Origin of the sequence: Amycolatopsis sp. NPDC051106, assembly GCF_040682775.1 — a bacterium.
In the GTDB taxonomy this organism is placed as follows: Bacteria; Actinomycetota; Actinomycetes; order Mycobacteriales; family Pseudonocardiaceae; genus Amycolatopsis.
This window is the reverse complement of the sequence record NZ_JBFBBQ010000076.1, coordinates 26,041-41,253: the sequence shown is the minus strand read 5'-3', so window position 1 is coordinate 41,253 and position 15,213 is coordinate 26,041. Positions and strand designations below refer to the sequence as shown.

Genomic DNA, 15,213 nt, shown 5'->3' with positions numbered 1-15,213 from the left:
GGCTTCTTCTTCGCCATGGGATCCATGATGAGGGACATCCCTTCCAGGAGCTCCCGCCCCTGATCAGAGGTGTCCGCCAAACCGGGTCAAGCCCACGGCGTCCGACGCCAGGAATGAGTCATTCACTGCATCGGCGGCCGGGGTCTCGGCGACGGCGGGGCAGCGCTGCCGGGTCGCGCCGGCAGCCGGACGACATGAACGACCCGTTCATGTCGTCGGACGAGGTGAACGAGTCGTTCACGACATCGCAGCGGCCCCTGTCGGACACCTGCGCCCCGACCTCGCCGAAGCCCTGGGCGCAGGTCGACGGGCGTGGTCGCCTCGGCGAACGTCTTGAATGAGTCATTCAGGACCTCGCACGCCCTGAATGACTCATTCAGGACATCGGCGACCGGCGCCAGCCGTCACAGGCCGTCGACACCCGCCCCCACCTCAGTCACAACCTCGTCACACATATTGTCAACAATTTCATCGACGATTAGTGTGCGAGTATCCAGCATGCGGAGCGACGAGGAACTGCCTTGATCATCGACTGCCACGGCCACTACACGACCGCGCCACCCGCCCTCGCGGCGTGGCGCGACCAGCAGATCGCGTCGCTGGACGATCCCGGCGTCGCGTCCTCGCGGGCCGACCTGCGGATCAGTGATGACGAACTGCGCGAGACCATCGAGCCGAACCAGCTTCGGCTCATGGACGAACGCGGCATCGACCTCACGATCTTCTCGCCGCGCGCCTCGTTCATGGCCCACCACGTCGGCGGCTTCGAGACCTCCGCCGAGTGGGCGGCGATCTGCAACGAGCTCTGCCACCGCGTCAGCACCCTCTACCCGGAGCGGTTCGCGCCGGCCGCGATGCTCCCGCAGTCCCCAGGTGTCGACCCCGCGACCTGCGTCCCGGAGCTGACCCGCTGCGTCGAGGAGTACGGCGCCGTCGCGCTCAACCTCAACCCCGACCCCAGCGGCGGCCACTGGACGGCCCCGCCGCTCACCGACCGGTCCTGGTACCCGATCTACGAGAAAATGGTCGAGTACGACATCCCGGCGATGGTGCACGTCAGCACGAGCGTCAACCCGGCGTTCCACACCACCGGCGCGCACTACCTCAACGCCGACACGACCGCGTTCATGCAGCTCGTGCAGGGTGACCTCTTCGCCGACTTCCCGACGCTGCGACTGGTCATCCCGCACGGCGGCGGCGCGGTGCCCTACCACTGGGGCCGGTTCCGCGGCCTCGCGATGGCGCTGGGCAAGCCGGAACTGGAAGAGCACGTGCTGAACAACGTCTTCTTCGACACCTGCGTCTACCACCAGCCGGGCTCGGACCTGCTCTTCGACGTCATCCCGGCGCGCAACATCCTGTTCGCCTCCGAGATGATCGGCGCCGTCCGCAGTGTCGACCCGCGCACCGGCCACCACTTCGACGACACCCGCCGGTACGCCGAAGCCGCGAAACTGTCCGAAGAGGACTGGGCCGCGATCCGGGAGCACAACGCCCGCGCCGTCTACCCGCGCCTCGACGCCCTCCTGAAGGGACAAGGCCGATGACCAAGACGCCCGGCTGGCTGGACTGGTACGCGAATCCGTCCACACCGGACTTCGCACTGCCGTACGGCACCGTCGACGCCCACTGTCACGTCTTCGGCCCGGAGAAGGAATTCCCGTTCGCGCCGGAGCGCAAGTACACGCCCTGCGACGCGAGCAAGAACCAGCTCTTCGCCCTGCGTGACCACCTCGGCGTCGCGCGCAACGTCATCGTGCAGGCCACCTGTCACGGCGCCGACAACTCCGCCATGCTCGACGCCGTCCGGGCCGCGGACGGCCGGGCCCGCGGTGTCGCGACCGTCCGGCCGGACATCGGGGAAAAGGAACTACGCGAACTCGACGCGCAAGGCGTCCGCGGCGTGCGGTTCAACTTCGTGAAGCGGCTCGTCGACGCCTCGCCCAAACAGGACCTCAGCACGATCGCGAAGAAGATCGCCCCGCTCGGCTGGCACGTCGTGCTCTACTTCGAAGCCGCCGACCTGCCCGAACTCGAGGACTTCTTCGGCGAGCTCCCCGCGCCGCTCGTGATCGACCACATGGGACGCCCCGACGTCACGAAACCGGTGCACGGACCGGAGTTCGCGCGGTTCCTGGAGTTCGTGGACCGCAACGACGTGTGGGTCAAGGTGAGCTGTCCCGAGCGCCTCACCGTGACCGGCCCGCCGGCCCTCGACGGCGAACGGCACGCCTACACCGACGTCGTCCCGTTCGCGCGGCGCGTCGTGACGGAGTTCCCGGACCGCGTGCTGTGGGGCACCGACTGGCCGCACCCGAACCTGAAGGACCACATGCCCGACGACGGCCTCCTCGTCGACTACGTCCCGCAGATCGCCGAAACCACCGAGCAGCAACGGAAACTGCTCGTCGACAACCCGATGCGCCTCTACTGGCCCGGCGAAACCGCCTGAAACCCCCGAAGGGCATGCAATGCAGCACGCCAACGCGTTCAACCGGCTGAACCGCCTGCCGATCTCGCGCTTCCACAAGGTCACCCTGCTCGCCGTCTCGTTCGCCTACTTCTTCGAGTTCGCGGACATCAACAGCTTCGCCACCACCGCGCCCAAGCTGATCAAGCTGTGGGGCGTGACGGTGAACCAGGTCGCCTACGTGACCTCGTTGTCGTTCGTCGGCATGTTCTTCGGCTCGATCATCGCGAGCAAGCTCGCCGACCGCTGGGGCCGCAAGAACGCGCTCATGTGGACGACCGTCTGGTTCGGCGTCTTCTCGTTCGCGGCGGTGTTCTCGTGGGACATCGTGTCGCTGGGCGTGTTCCGCATCCTGACTTCGGCGGGCCTCTCGGCGATGACCGTCGTCGCGGTCATCTACGTCAGCGAGCTGTACCCGGCGGCGAGCCGCGGCAAGTACCAGGCGTACGCGATCGTGATCGGCATCTGCGGCACGCCGGTGACCAACCTGATCGCCAGCGCGGTGGTGCCGATCAACTCCTGGTCGTGGCGGCTGGTGTACCTGTGGGGCGCGCTCGGTGTCCTGCTCGTGCTGTTCACCCGGCACCTGAAGGAGTCGCCGCGGTGGTACGAGAGCCGCGGCGAACACGCCAAGGCCGACGCGGTGCTGCGGGAGATCGAGGAGCAGGTCGCGGCGGAGAAGGGCCCGCTGCCGGAGCCCGCGCCGCCGATCGAGGAAGCCCCGGTGGGCAAGGCGCCGCTGCGGCTGCTGCTGCAGAAGAAGTATTTGTATCCGACGCTGCTGCTGACCGTCCTGTGGGTGACGCAGACGATCGGCTTCTTCGGCTACTCGAGCTGGGCGCCGACGCTGCTGGCCAAGGAGGGCTTCAGCGTCGAGAAGTCGGTGTTCTACGTGGCCCTCACGACGGTCGGCGCGCCGCTCGGCTCGTACCTGGCCGCCCTGGTCACCGACCGGTTCGAACGCAAGTGGTGCCTGGTCGCGTTCGGCGCGGTCATCGCGCTGTGCGGCCTCTTCTACGGGCTGACGTTCAACCCGATCCTGATCGTGGTGTTCGGCTTCCTGGTGAACCTGTTCGAGCGGGGGTACACGGCGCTCGGGTACGCGTACTCGCCGGAGCTGTTCGACACGCGCGGCCGGTCGCTCGGCACGGGGGTGTCGTACGGCCTCGGGCGGCTGTCGAACGCGGTGGGCCCGCTGATCGTCGCCGCGCTGTACAACGGGAGCGGCTACCAGAGCGTGTTCCTGTTCATCGCCGGGACCTGGCTCGTCGGCGCGGTGGTTTTGGCCATCTTCGGGCCGCGGACACGGCAGGCAAGGCTGAAGTCCACAGCGCCGGAAGCGATCACGACGACACCGTGAACGTGTGCCGCCCCGGTCCCGCGTCGACGCTTTCCGAGCCGGGAAGCCTGACGTCGCCCGGTCGAGGCCGCCGCCGGGGCACGGCCGGACGAGGAACCGCCGGTACCCCGCTTCGGCGTGACCCGGGTCGTCCGGCAGCCGGATCCCGGCGACGTGGGTGTGCAGGTCCGGACGCGGACCTGCCACGCCGTCGCCGGACGTCGGGGCAGGTCGACGAGCACGGATCGGTCGCTTTCGCACCGCCCCGACGTCCAGTCCGGGTCGGTCAGCCGGATCTCGTACGCGGGCTGGACGGCCGAACCGGCGGGCAGCCACCAGGAACCGCGCGGCGAAACCGAAGGGCGGCCCGGCGTGAGGTGGTCGAGCCGCAACCGGGTGGGCCGCTTCGGCACTAGCGCACCTTCCGGATCGGCAGGATCAGCACCGCGCCGAGCAGTCCCGCGATCGCGCCCGCGACGAACAGCGCCGGGAAGTTCTGCGGCACCGCGGCCGTCGCGCCGATCGCGAGGATCGCCGGGGCCAGGGCCGGCACCACGGACGTCGGCAGGTTGCCGGCCAGGTTCATCAGCCCCAGGTCCTTCGCCGTGTCGGCCGGGTCGGGGAGCACCTGGGTGATCAGCGCGATGTCCACCGCGAAGTAGACCCCCTGGCCGAGGCCGATGATGCCCATCGCGAACAGGAACAGGGGATAGGTGCCGGTGAACGTCGCGAGCAGCAGGCCGCAGCCGAAGATCACCGCCGCCGTGACGACGAACGGCTTGCGGCGCCCGGCGCGGTCCGAGAGCTTGCCCGCCAGGGGAGCGAACAGCAGGGCCGCGCCGGTGAGCACGAGCGTGGACAGGAAGACCGCGTTCGCGATGCCGGCCGGCGGGATGTGGAAGACGTTCATCAGGTAGAACGCCTGGTAGGCCTGGATCGCGGCGACCCCGAAGAAGATCAGCAGCCGGCTGAGCCAGGTGTAGCCGAAGTTGGGGTGCCGCACCGGGTTCACCCAGAACGTGCGGGGCAGGTCGCGCCAGGCGAACGCGGGCCGCTCCGTCACCGGCAGCCGCCGGTCCCGCATCGTGACGGCGAGCAGGAGCGTCCCGAGGACCGCGAACCCGGCCGGCAGCAGGATCATCGCGGGCAGGTCCGGGGCGACGAGCTGCGCGATGAACAGGCCGAGGACCGCGCCGACGGGGAGGCTCAGCCCGACGACGGCCGACGCCGGACCGCGGCGGTCCGGCGGCAGCTGGTCGGGGATCACCGAGGTGAACGCGACGGTGGCCGCGCTCGCGCCGACCGTCGTGCAGCTCGCCGCCACAGTCAGCGCGAACGTCGTCGCGCCCAGCTGCAACCCGATCGCGCCCAGCGTGAACAGAATCGCGCCGAGCACGAGGAACGGTCTGCGCCGGCCGAACCGGCCCGTCGTCCGGTCGCTGAGCCTGCCGAAGACCGGGAAGGCGACCAGGGAGCACAGGGCGCTGACGCTGGTCACGATGGACACCATCGTCGTCGCGCCCGCCGGGTCGAGCAGCGTCGCCTTCACCGACAGCGTCAGCACGGCCGGGACGAGCACCGCCATCCCCGCGCCGACCGCGGCGAAGGCGAAGAAGAAGAGAAACCCGCGCCGGGGCCCGGGGAACGCCGTCCCGGCGGGTGCGGAGGCCTGGCGGAAAGAAGTACTCATCGTTGGGCACCTTTCACGGCTCGATCGCGGCTGACCTGCGGGAAGGATGAGCGCCCGGGGCCGTGTACCGTGAGAGGGATGCCAACCAATGGAACGCCGAGGTCGTCGTGACCGAGTCCGTGCGCGTGCGGGGACGCCGTCCGCCGCACGGGGAACCGGTCGTCGACCGGGCGTTGTCGCTGCTGTCGGCGTTCGACGCGGAGCACCGGACGCTCACGCTGGCCGAGCTGAGCCGCCGGGCCGGCATCCCGCCGAGCTCGGCGTTGCGGCTCGCGAACCGCCTGGTGGACTGGGGTGCGCTGGAGCGCGACGACAGCGGCCGGTTCTGCGTCGGGCTCCGGCTCCTGGAGGTCGCGACGCTCGCCCCGCGCGGCCACGGGCTGCGGCAGGTGGCGCTGCCGTTCATGAACGACCTCGCCGAGGTGACCCACCAGCACGTCCAGCTCGCCGTCCGCGACGGGATGCAGGCGATGCTCGTCGAGCGGCTTTCCGCGCACCAGGCGACGCCGGTCGACTACCGCATCGGCGGGCGGCTTCCGTTGCACTCCACCGGAGTCGGGCTCGCGCTGCTGGCCTTCGCCCCGAAGGAAGTCCAGGAAGAGCTGCTCGCCAAGCCGGTCTACAGCGAACCGGACAACCGCCTCATCTCCGCCGACGTCCTGCGCCGCACGCTCGCCGAGGTGCGCCGCGAGCGGCTCGCGATCTTCCGGCGCGAGGACGAGCACGAGTCGATCGTGTCCGTCGCCGCACCGGTGTTCGGCCGCGGCGACACACTGGCGGGCGTGCTCGGCGTCCTCGTCCCGAAGCGGGTCGCCCAGCCGCGGCGCCTCGGCTTGGCCGTGCAGACGGCGGCGCGCGGCATCTCCCGGGAGCTGGCCGGCCGCTGACGGTTCAGCGCAGGAGCGTCCCGAACGCGATGGTGAAGAACGCGGCGAAGGAGGAGCCGTCCTTGGTGGCGCGCTCGCCGACGATGGCGCCTTCCCAGGCGTTGACGAGGAACCGCGCCAGCACCTCCGGGTCCTGCGGCGAAGTGACGGACCCGTCCGCCTGGGCTTCGCGGATCGTGTCCGCCACCGCCCCCGCCCAGGTCGCGAAGCTCGTCACCAGGCCGTCGCGGATGGCGGGGCTGTGGTCGGCCGCTTCGTTGCTGAAGTTGCCGAACACACAGCCGCGTTCATAGCCGTGGTCTTCGATGTCCTTGGCGAGGAATTCGAAGTGGGCGCGCAACCGGGCCAGCGGCGCGCCGGACCGGTCGGCGAGCTCCGGCACCCGCCGGGTGGCGCCGTAGCGCTCCATCACCACCAGCGCGAGCGCTTCCTTGCTGGCGAAGTGGTTGTAGAACGACCCCTTCGGCACGCCGGCGCTGTCGGTGATCAGCTTGACGCCGCAGGCGTGGTAGCCGCGCCGGTGGAACTGCTCGTACGCGGCGTCGACGATCTGTTCGCGCACGCTCGCCCTGGCCATCCGGGTCTCCTCCTCCGCAGGTGCGTCAAGCCGACGGGAACGGCGCGTTCGCCTGCCACCAGGCGGTGATGGCGCGAGCGTATCCGGCCGCGTCCTCTTCCCAGGCGAAGTGACCCGTGTCGAGGACGTCGAGCCGGCTGTGGGGCAGCCGCTCGTGCAGGTACTCGGCGTTGGCCGGCGGCACGACCGGGTCCCGCCGCCCGGCGATGATCTGCACCGGCGTCTCGATGCCGGGCAGCAGCTCGCCGAGGACGGGGAGCTCGGCCGGGTACGCGCGGACGTAGGGCATCTGCTCGGCGAACCGTTGTCCCCAGTAGGCGGCGAGGTAGTCCTCGCGCACGACCTCGGGCAGCTCGTAACCCTCGATCGTGCTCAACGCGAGCTTCACGACGTCCTTGGCGCCCAGCGCCCGGTACGGCGCCAGGTCCTCGGCACGCACCCACTCGTCCAGCACGCCGCCCAGGTCCAGGGGGACCGACGCCCCGCCGGACCCCACGGTGACGCTGCGGAACCGGCCCGGGTGGGCGGCCGCGGCGAACAGCGCGGCGCTGGTGCCGATGTCCGGGCCGACGACGTGCGGCTTCGCCAGCCCGAGCTCGTCGGCGATCCGCACGACGAACTCGCCCATCGCCCGCGGCGAAAGCAGGTCTTCGCGCAGTTCGGAGTGCCCGAACCCGGGCAGGTCCACGGCGACCAGGTGGGCGTGCGCGGCCAGGTGCGCCCAGCTCGCGTCGAAGGCGAACAGGCTTTCCGGCCACGGGCTCAGCAGCAGGGCATCCGCTTCGTGCGGCCCGTCGCTCTCGGCGTACCGGATGGACAACCCGTCGATGCTCCGGAACCGGGGCTTGATCTCAGTCATGTTTTCAATATGACCGGTCGTCTTAGATTCGTCAAGGGAGGGCGATCCGACCGCTGCCGGACTCGCGCGGCTACACGTGCCGCCGGAGGCTGGACAGCGCGCGGTGCTGGCTCACCCGCACCGCGCCCGCACTGGGCATGCCGAGCGTGGTGGCCGTGTCCCGCGCGGACAGCCCGAGGAGCACCCGCAGGACGACGATGTTCCGCTGCTGCGCCGCCAAGTGACCGAGCAGGCAGGCCACCCGCTCGCGCCCTTCGGGGTCTTCCGAGGGGGAGAGCTGCGTGGCGGCCAGGTGGGCCACCGGTGAGCTGGCGTCGCGGGTGCGGCGGCGCCGGGCGTCGACCACCTTGTGCGCCGTGATCCCGTAGACGAAGCCCAGGAACCGGTCGGCGTCGTACCGGTAGTGCGGCAGTGCGCGCAGGACGCCGAGCAGGACCTCCCGAGCGCAGTCCTCCGCGTCACTGTCGCGCACGTTCCGGCCGCCGAGCCGGGCGCGGCAGTAGGTGAGCACCGCGGGGCGCACCAGCCCCAGCAGGGTGTCCGTGGCGGTGGGGTCGCCCGCCATCGCCGATCGCAGCAGGGTTTCGTCGACCGTCATCGGCTGCTCCTCGGACGCTCGTCCCGGATGAGGGATGCACGCCCTCGCGTTTTCCTTGGCGCGCCTCGAATCGCGGAAGACGGTGCCCGCCGAAACCCCGGGGAGCCAGGGTTCCGGCGGGCCGTGGTGAGCAATTCCCTTACACCGTCGACGTCCGTTCCGGCTCGGGGGCCGGCACCTGCGGTGTGCCGGGGCCGCGTGAGGCGCCGCGCGCGGCGATCCAGATCAGCGTCACGCCGCCGGCGAGCACGAGCAGGCCCACACCGAGGACGAAGGCCGCCACCCAGCCCAGCGCCGGAACTGTTGCCCCGGCTTCGACCTGCGCCACCACGCCGCGAGAACCGTCGGCGTTCAGCACCACGAGCGTCCAGTCGCCGTCCTGCACCGGCCAGGCGAGCGTCTGAGTGCCCACGCCGGTGGCGCCGGCGGCCCAGATCCCGGCGTCGCCCGGTCGCGTGGCGAGCGCGCCACCGGGGTGGACCGTGGCCACGGCACCGTCTTCCGTCAGGTCCGTGACGGTGCTGTACTCCGCCGCGGCGAGGTAACGCTCGACGTCCGCGGTCTTGGCGATCCCGACGAAGACCGGCTTCTCCGCGCCGGTCGCGCGGATCCGCGTCTCGCCGACGGTCGCGGCCCAGCCGGCGGCACCGGCTTCGACGCCGTGGAGCTGGATCGGGTCGCTCGTGAGGGCGTATCCGCCGGCGGAGAAGCCGTTCGAGCCACTGAAGTAACCGTCGGCGTCGCGCTGGGTGCGGTCCGCCCACAGGACGGCCGCGCCGCCGGTGAGCAGGCCGGCCGAAACCAGGACGAGCGCCGCGCCCGCGATCGCCGCCGCGGTCCGGCCGCCGGTCCAGCCGGCGCGCCCGGGTGCGGGCGAATCCGGAGACGGCACCGGCTCGGTGCCGCCCGGCTCGGCCCCACCCTGGTCGAGGCGGAACGGCGGGTAGACGTCGGTCAGCAGCGACACGTAAGCGGCCACCCGCAGCACCCAGCGGTCCAGGCCGAGCAGGAAGTCGAAGAGCGGCCGCGGGTACCGGCCGGTCACCAGCAGGATCACCCCGGCCACCAGCACGAGGACGCCGACCAGGCCGCCGGCCGCCCAGGTGAAGCCGTCCGAGCCGTCGCGGCCGGCCAGCCAGCTGCCGCCACCGGCGAACAGGCCGACCAGGACGAGGTGCGGCAGGGCCAGCAGCCACGACTTCACGAGGACGAGCCCGCGCGAAAGGTGTTGCGGATACTCGACTTCCAGCCGGGCCGGGTAGTCCGGCACGTCGGCGAGCGTGAACGGGGGATACCGGTCCGTGCCGAGCGCGCTGGTCGCGTAGAACTGGACACGCCAGCTCCAGCGCAGCACGCCGACGGTGAAGTCGAAGAGCGGCCGCGGGTAGCGCCCGGTCACCAGGATCGCGAAGAACGCCACGACGCCGACGAACGGGTAGGCGACCCACAGGACCGCCAGGACCAGGTAGTGGGGGACCGCGAGAACCCATTTCACCAGCCAGAGCCAACGCGACAGGGGTTCGTCGAGCCGGGCTCCGACCCGGACCGGGTAGGTGCGTGCGGCGGTCATGGGTGTCCTTCCTCGAGGCGAGCTCGTGCCGCGCCGATCCGCCCCCGGGTCCGGATCGGCGGGCGGGTCGCCGTGGCCGCCGCCGCCGATGTCCGTCGTGGTCGCGACGGGCCGGGAGGTGGCCGGGTCTCCGGCCGGATGGCCGGTTTCCCCTCTCCAGCCTGGGGCCGCCCGGCGCGCGGGCCAGAGTCCGGCGACCCCCGGGTTCCCGGCGAACGTCACCGGCTCGGGGAACAGCCGTCCTGGACGGGGACCGCTCGCCGGGCGGCCGGCGTGCTCGTCCCGGCGAGGGTCGCCGCGGCCAGGCCCGCCACGAACACGCCCGGGGAGCCCGCGCCGGCGAAGAGCGCGCGCTGGCGCTGCGCGCCGGTTTCCCCGGCTCGCACCACGGCGAGCTGCCGCTCGACCGCCGCCAGGTCCCCGGCGGCCAGCAGCGCCGGCCGGACGTACTCCAGCAGGCCGTCGACGATCAGCCGCTGGGGGCGGAGTTCGCCGGTGAAGGGGTCGACACCGTGGCCGGGGGCGCCTTCGCGGGCCGCGGCGGTGAGGGACGCGAGCACCAGCCGGTCCGGTACCGCCCGGACCGCGACCCCGGCGCGGGCTTCCTCGAGGATCGTGACGACGAGGGCGCGGGCCAGGCCGGCCATCAGCACGGCGTCCTCGACGGTCAGGCCGACGTCCGAGATCCGGATCTCCACCGTCGGGTACTTCGGCGAGAGCCGGGCGTAGAAGTAGACGCCGTGGGCGTCCATCGCGTCACCCCGGCGTACCGCGTCGTCGACGCTCGCGGCGTAGGTGGCCGCGTCCGGCCAGTCGAGCGGCGGGGTCGCGGTCGGCCACCGCGACCACAGGGGGTACCGGCCGCTGGCCCACCCGGAGTCCTCGCCGTGGGCGAGCGGCGAATTCGCGCCGAGCGCGAGCAACGGGGCCAGCCAGGGCCGCAGCCCGGCCAGGACCCGGACGCCGAGCGCCGGGGACGGGATGCCGACGTGCACGTGGCAGGCGCACGTGCCCGCCTGCTGGATGAGCGACGGGAACCGGGCGGCCAGCGCCTGGTACCGGGGTTCGGGAGTGACGCCGGGCAGGCCCGGCAGCTCGCCGTACGGCGGTGTCCCGGATGCGAGCACCAGGCAGCCGGCGTGGCCGGCGGCGTCCGCCACGAGCCCGCGCAACCCGAGCAGGTCCGCCCGGAGCTCGTCGAGGCCGGTGCGGACCCCGGTGGCGGTTTCGATCTGGAAGCGCAGGAACTCCGGCGTCACCGCGGGCTCGCCGTCGAGCAGCTCCAGCACCCGGGGCGCCGCGAGCGCCACCCCGCCGCTGACCGGGTCCGCGAGGACGAATTCCTCCTCGACACCGAAGGTGAGCGGCTCTCGTTCCGGCGGCGGAAGTCGCACGTGCAAGGCCCGCTCCGTTCCTTGGTGGGATCGCCAGTCTCACCGGCGGGCCCGCGCCGGAGAAGGGCCGCCGGTCACTCGTCGGGCAACTTTCGGCCCTTCCGCGGGCCGTACGCCCGGACGCAAGCGATCCTGTCGGCCAACCGGGGAAACCGCGCGTGCGTGGGCGTCGCGCGCACGATCCAGCCGATGACGGCCGGGCAGGCCATCCCGCGGCGGCGAAAGGTTCGTTCGGCCCCCGGGTCGAGGACGGTCGGCCCTGGGCAGGCCGGGGCCGGGGCGACCACGATGACCGGAGGCCGCCCACCCGCTTCGCGCGGACCGGGCCGGCCGGTCGTCGAGAGGACAACGCATGCTGATCCAGATCAGCACGGACCGGACCCTGCACGGCGGCGAAGAGCTGATCCGGCACTTCGAATCGGAGCTCGCCGCCCGGCTGTCGCGGTTCAGCGACCACATCACGCGGCTGGAAGTCCACTTCAGCGAGGAAACCACCGCCGACGGGCCGGACCGGCGCTGCGTGCTCGAAGCCCGGCCGGCCGGACGGCGGGCGCTGACCGTCAGCCACCACGCCGGCTCGGTCGCCGAGGCGTGCCGGGGTGCCGCGCACAAGCTCGAGAGCGCGCTGGAAAGCCAGTACGGCCGGACGGACCACCACAAGGGTGGGGACTCGATCCGGCACCAGGACAGCTGCACCGGCATGTAGTCGTCCGCTATGGACGGTCATTTACGCTGAACTGATTGCCATGAAAGGGGATCCGATCGTGAAACCCGTCGCCGTCCCGGGTCCCCGCCGCCCGGTGCTGGAATTCCCGCGGCCTTCCGGGAACCGGGAGCCGGCCCTTCGGTACCAGGACCTGACGATCACCGAGGAGTGGTGCGGCCCGGCACTGGTCGTCGCCGTGGACGGGGAGGTCGACCTCGGCAGCGCGCCCCTGCTCCGCCACGTCCTCGACGCGGCGCTGGACCGGGCACCGCGGCGGATCGTCGTCGACCTGTCGTACGTCCGGTTCCTGAACGCCGCCGGTCTCGCGGTGCTGATCGACGCCCACCGCCGGGCCGGGCCGGGCACCGACGTGCGCCTGGTGGCCACGACCCGGTCGACCTGGCACCCGCTGCGGCTCACCCGGACGTGCGAACGCCTGGCCGTCCACTACTCGCGGACAGCGGCCCTCGCCGCGCCGCGTGGCCCGGGAGACGGCCGCCGCTGACCCGCCGGGTCAGCGCCGCCGCGCCTGCGGGGTGCTTCGCCACCGGCGGTGCGGTTCCGGCGGTTCCGCGTGAGCGTCGGCCTCCGGCGGACGGCCGTCGGCCGCGGCGAGACCGAGGACGGCGAGCAGCAGCGCGCAGTCGCCGGCGTCGTGCGAGGCGGAGGCGACCACGCGAACGGCCCGGTGCCGCTGTTCTCCCGTCAGGACGAAGGGATCGGTCCGGTCCTCGGGCGGCGGCCACGACCGTGAGCCGGTCATCGGAGCGGGGCTGGGCGCGCGTTCGTGCGGGGGATGGCGTGGGCTGTCATTCCGGCCCTCCGGTCGGCTTCGACCACAGGAGTGGTGCCGCCGGGGACCGGGGCGGAGTCACCGGGGCCTGCTGGCTCCCGGACCCCCGAATGTAGTCCTCCCGGCCGCTCGCCGGGGACGGCAAACGGGTTGGAGTGTGCGGCCCGGACGACGGTTGCGGGACATGGCTTTCGGCTCGCTTGGCGTCCGCCACGACCGCGAAGCCGAGCGACGACAGTCCGCCGGCGACGGGGATTCCGCTCAGCCACGGCCCGAACACCGCGCCCGTCCGGCCGACGCCGGCCACCCAGCCGAGCGCCGTGGCCCGGCTGTCGGCGGGGTAGTAGGCGCCGGCCGCCGCGTAGATCAGCGTCTGCGCGCTGAACAGCCGGGCGAGATAGGGGCCACAAGCGTTGCGTCAAGATTGTTGACAATTCTGGGAATCAGCTATGGACGCAAGTTGGTCACGAGCGGCGGACGCGACGTCGGCACGCACGTTCAGCTCGCCGAGCATCTCCGCGGCCGCCGCCATCTCGTGGGTCCGGCGGACGGCGTGCTTGAAGGAGCCGTCGACGAGCCGGTCCACGGTGGCCGCGTTCGCCGAGGTGAGCTCATCGACGATGATCTTCCGCAGCCAGTCCTCGCAGCCCGCGGCGCGTGCGGCCGTCAGGGCTTCGACCACGGCGGCCGACATGCCCTTGAAGAACACGCTGCGGAGCAGTTTGCGTTCGGCGGCGAGTCCGGCGTCGCCGGCCATGACCTCAATCGCGGCGCCGAATGTGGTGAGCGAATCGGCGACGATCTCGGCGGCGACACCGGTGGCGAGCATCGGGACACGCAGGCCGCGGCCCGGCACCGGCGCCATGATCGCGATGTCGGCGAACGGCACGCCGTGCCGGGCGGCGATGTCCGCCAGCTTGCGCTTGGTGCCGGGGGAGGCGGTGTTTAGATCGGCCCAGGCGGCGCCCGCCTTCAGGCCGGTCAGGCCGGCTTCGAGCGCGCCGACGGCCGCTGCCGCGCTGTTCACGCTGAGCACCAGATCGGCACCCTCGGCGGCTTCGGCCTCGGAGCCGGCCGCGACGACACCCTCGACGGCGGCGACGGCCGGGTCGTAGCCGCGCACGACGGCTCCGGCGGCGGCCAGGTCGCGAGCGAGCGCGCTGCCCGCTTCGCCGAGTCCCAGTACCGCGATGGTTCCGGTCATAGCAAAATCCTCTCTACAAGCTACGATCGAGTACACGATGTTCTCGACAAAATTGTCAACAAACGGAGCCGGGGTATGACGGAGAGTGCGGCCGACGGGCAGCCGGGGGAGCGTTCCGTGGTGGCGGCCATCCGCGACGCGATCGTCCGCGGCGAGTTCGTGCCCAACCAGAGGCTGGTGGAGGCGGACCTGTCCGGCCAGTTCGCCGCGAGCCGCGCGACGGTGCGCGCGGCGCTGATCGAGCTGACGAACGAGGGGCTCGTCGAGCGCGTGCAGAACCGGGGCGCCCGGGTGCGCGCGGTGTCGCTGGAAGAGGCCGTCGAGATTTCCGAAGTCCGGATGATGCTGGAGTCGCTGTGCGCGGCGAAGGCGGCGGAGCGCATTTCCGACGCGGAGGTCGGCGAGCTGCGCGAGCTGGGCGAGCTGATGCACCAGGCCGTGGCAGGCGGGGACGTGGTCGGGTATTCGGGTCTCAACCAGCGGCTGCACCGCCGGGTCCGCGAGATCAGCGGCCAGCGCACGGCGGCGCAGGTACTGGAGAGGCTGCGCGGGCAGAGCGTGCGCCACCAGTTCCGGCTGGCGATGCGCCCGGGCCGGCCGCAGGTATCGCTGCCGGAGCACTTGGCGATCATCGACGCGATCTGCGCAAACGACCCGGCCCGCGCAGCCGAGGCGGCGCGGGCCCATTTGGGGAGCGTGATCGAGGCCCTCAAGGCGGCTGACGCCGCGGAGGTTTCGCCGCTCCACCGCTGATCTCGGGTCGGTTCGGAGCGCCCCAATGTGGCGTTGGGTGCGTTGGACGCACCGAACGCCACATTGGGTGCGTGGGATGCACCGAAGGCCACTTTGGGTGCGTGGGATGCACCGAAGGCCACTTTGGGTGCGTGGGATGCACCGAAGGCCACTTTGGGTGCGTGGGACGCGCCGAAGGCCACTTTGGGTGTGTGGGGCGCACCGAACGCCACTTTGGGTGCGTGGGACGCACCGAACGCCGCGTTGGGTGCATGGCCGCGCCGAACGCCACTTTGGGTGCGGGGGAGCAGCAAGGCCGCCGGGTGCGGAGGTCACGGCCGGTTGCCACCGTCACGCATCCGAGTCCGGCGCGCGCAGCAGGGGCTTGGTGCGC

At 71.8% G+C, this 15,213-nt stretch carries 16 protein-coding genes; 8 read left to right on the top strand and 8 right to left on the bottom strand.

Annotated elements, in window-relative coordinates; all coding sequences use genetic code 11:
* Positions 1-194 precede the first annotated feature (194 nt).
* From AB0M83_RS37610 to AB0M83_RS37595, 4 genes are all read left to right on the top strand, one after another.
* A complete protein-coding gene (locus AB0M83_RS37610; RefSeq protein WP_364524702.1) occupies positions 195-341 on the top strand; it encodes a hypothetical protein in 147 nt (48 codons plus the stop codon).
* Between the two features lie 180 nt (positions 342-521).
* Positions 522-1,547 (top strand): amidohydrolase family protein, encoded by a 1,026-nt coding sequence (locus tag AB0M83_RS37605; protein ID WP_364524700.1) that lies wholly within the window; start codon positions 522-524, stop codon positions 1,545-1,547.
* Complete coding sequence (locus tag AB0M83_RS37600) at positions 1,544-2,452, top strand: amidohydrolase family protein (protein WP_364524698.1); 909 nt, start codon at positions 1,544-1,546, stop codon at positions 2,450-2,452. Before AB0M83_RS37605 ends, AB0M83_RS37600 begins: the two co-directional genes overlap by 4 nt.
* Before the next feature lie 19 nt (positions 2,453-2,471).
* A complete protein-coding gene (locus AB0M83_RS37595) occupies positions 2,472-3,830 on the top strand; it encodes an MFS transporter (protein ID WP_364524696.1) in 1,359 nt (452 codons plus the stop codon).
* A 391-nt stretch (positions 3,831-4,221) separates the two neighbouring features.
* On the opposite strand, the gene AB0M83_RS37590 is transcribed toward AB0M83_RS37595, so the two are convergent.
* A complete protein-coding gene (locus tag AB0M83_RS37590; protein WP_364524694.1) occupies positions 4,222-5,499 on the bottom strand; it encodes an MFS transporter in 1,278 nt (425 codons plus the stop codon).
* Between the two features lie 107 nt (positions 5,500-5,606).
* Between AB0M83_RS37590 and AB0M83_RS37585 the strand changes: the two genes are divergently transcribed.
* Positions 5,607-6,386 (top strand): IclR family transcriptional regulator, encoded by a 780-nt coding sequence (locus AB0M83_RS37585; protein WP_364524692.1) that lies wholly within the window; start codon positions 5,607-5,609, stop codon positions 6,384-6,386.
* A 4-nt stretch (positions 6,387-6,390) separates the two neighbouring features.
* On the opposite strand, the gene AB0M83_RS37580 is transcribed toward AB0M83_RS37585, so the two are convergent.
* The 5 genes from AB0M83_RS37580 to AB0M83_RS37560 all read right to left on the bottom strand — a co-directional run bounded on the left by AB0M83_RS37580 (position 6,391) and on the right by AB0M83_RS37560 (position 11,384).
* The gene (locus tag AB0M83_RS37580) at positions 6,391-6,963 is read right to left on the bottom strand and encodes a TetR family transcriptional regulator C-terminal domain-containing protein (RefSeq protein ID WP_364524690.1); all 573 of its coding nucleotides are present in this window, start codon (positions 6,961-6,963) and stop codon (positions 6,391-6,393) included.
* Between the two features lie 25 nt (positions 6,964-6,988).
* The gene (locus AB0M83_RS37575) at positions 6,989-7,822 is read right to left on the bottom strand and encodes an alpha/beta hydrolase (protein WP_364524688.1); all 834 of its coding nucleotides are present in this window, start codon (positions 7,820-7,822) and stop codon (positions 6,989-6,991) included.
* A gap of 70 nt (positions 7,823-7,892) precedes the next feature.
* Positions 7,893-8,420, bottom strand: a complete 528-nt coding sequence (locus tag AB0M83_RS37570; RefSeq protein WP_364524686.1) for a sigma-70 family RNA polymerase sigma factor — start codon at positions 8,418-8,420, stop codon at positions 7,893-7,895.
* A gap of 139 nt (positions 8,421-8,559) precedes the next feature.
* Positions 8,560-9,990 (bottom strand): DUF4389 domain-containing protein, encoded by a 1,431-nt coding sequence (locus AB0M83_RS37565; RefSeq protein ID WP_364524684.1) that lies wholly within the window; start codon positions 9,988-9,990, stop codon positions 8,560-8,562.
* 218 nt (positions 9,991-10,208) lie between these two features.
* Entirely contained in the window at positions 10,209-11,384 is a 1,176-nt protein-coding gene (locus AB0M83_RS37560) for a YbdK family carboxylate-amine ligase (RefSeq protein WP_364524707.1), read from the bottom strand.
* A 352-nt stretch (positions 11,385-11,736) separates the two neighbouring features.
* Here AB0M83_RS37560 and AB0M83_RS37555 point away from each other — a divergent pair, with 352 nt between their 5' ends.
* Together AB0M83_RS37555 and AB0M83_RS37550 are read left to right on the top strand one after the other, a co-directional pair.
* Positions 11,737-12,090, top strand: a complete 354-nt coding sequence (locus AB0M83_RS37555; protein ID WP_364524682.1) for an HPF/RaiA family ribosome-associated protein — start codon at positions 11,737-11,739, stop codon at positions 12,088-12,090.
* Positions 12,091-12,130: 40 nt separating this feature from the next.
* Positions 12,131-12,595, top strand: a complete 465-nt coding sequence (locus AB0M83_RS37550) for an STAS domain-containing protein (RefSeq protein ID WP_364524680.1) — start codon at positions 12,131-12,133, stop codon at positions 12,593-12,595.
* A gap of 9 nt (positions 12,596-12,604) precedes the next feature.
* Here AB0M83_RS37550 and AB0M83_RS37545 read toward each other — a convergent pair whose 3' ends face one another.
* Together AB0M83_RS37545 and AB0M83_RS37540 are read right to left on the bottom strand one after the other, a co-directional pair.
* The gene (locus AB0M83_RS37545; RefSeq protein WP_364524709.1) at positions 12,605-12,853 is read right to left on the bottom strand and encodes a hypothetical protein; all 249 of its coding nucleotides are present in this window, start codon (positions 12,851-12,853) and stop codon (positions 12,605-12,607) included.
* A 448-nt stretch (positions 12,854-13,301) separates the two neighbouring features.
* A complete protein-coding gene (locus tag AB0M83_RS37540) occupies positions 13,302-14,087 on the bottom strand; it encodes a DUF1932 domain-containing protein (RefSeq protein WP_364524678.1) in 786 nt (261 codons plus the stop codon).
* 75 nt (positions 14,088-14,162) lie between these two features.
* Here AB0M83_RS37540 and AB0M83_RS37535 point away from each other — a divergent pair, with 75 nt between their 5' ends.
* On the top strand, positions 14,163-14,840 hold the full coding sequence (locus tag AB0M83_RS37535; protein ID WP_364524676.1) for a GntR family transcriptional regulator: 678 nt from the start codon (positions 14,163-14,165) through the stop codon (positions 14,838-14,840).
* Positions 14,841-15,213 lie beyond the last annotated feature (373 nt).

Bases quoted from the DNA above. Each gene is read 5' to 3' on its own strand.
- AB0M83_RS37550 (WP_364524680.1), top strand. From the start codon at position 12,131: ATGAAAGGGGATCCGATCGTGAAACCCGTCGCCGTCCCGGGTCCCCGC.
- AB0M83_RS37575 (WP_364524688.1), bottom strand. From the start codon at position 7,822: ATGACTGAGATCAAGCCCCGGTTCCGGAGCATCGACGGGTTGTCCATC.
- AB0M83_RS37590 (WP_364524694.1), bottom strand. From the start codon at position 5,499: ATGAGTACTTCTTTCCGCCAGGCCTCCGCACCCGCCGGGACGGCGTTC.
- AB0M83_RS37580 (WP_364524690.1), bottom strand. From the start codon at position 6,963: ATGGCCAGGGCGAGCGTGCGCGAACAGATCGTCGACGCCGCGTACGAG.
- AB0M83_RS37540 (WP_364524678.1), bottom strand. From the start codon at position 14,087: ATGACCGGAACCATCGCGGTACTGGGACTCGGCGAAGCGGGCAGCGCG.
- AB0M83_RS37600 (WP_364524698.1), top strand. From the start codon at position 1,544: ATGACCAAGACGCCCGGCTGGCTGGACTGGTACGCGAATCCGTCCACA.
- AB0M83_RS37545 (WP_364524709.1), bottom strand. From the start codon at position 12,853: ATGACCGGCTCACGGTCGTGGCCGCCGCCCGAGGACCGGACCGATCCC.
- AB0M83_RS37565 (WP_364524684.1), bottom strand. From the start codon at position 9,990: ATGACCGCCGCACGCACCTACCCGGTCCGGGTCGGAGCCCGGCTCGAC.
- AB0M83_RS37610 (WP_364524702.1), top strand. From the start codon at position 195: ATGAACGACCCGTTCATGTCGTCGGACGAGGTGAACGAGTCGTTCACG.
- AB0M83_RS37595 (WP_364524696.1), top strand. From the start codon at position 2,472: ATGCAGCACGCCAACGCGTTCAACCGGCTGAACCGCCTGCCGATCTCG.
- AB0M83_RS37535 (WP_364524676.1), top strand. From the start codon at position 14,163: ATGACGGAGAGTGCGGCCGACGGGCAGCCGGGGGAGCGTTCCGTGGTG.
- AB0M83_RS37570 (WP_364524686.1), bottom strand. From the start codon at position 8,420: ATGACGGTCGACGAAACCCTGCTGCGATCGGCGATGGCGGGCGACCCC.
- AB0M83_RS37555 (WP_364524682.1), top strand. From the start codon at position 11,737: ATGCTGATCCAGATCAGCACGGACCGGACCCTGCACGGCGGCGAAGAG.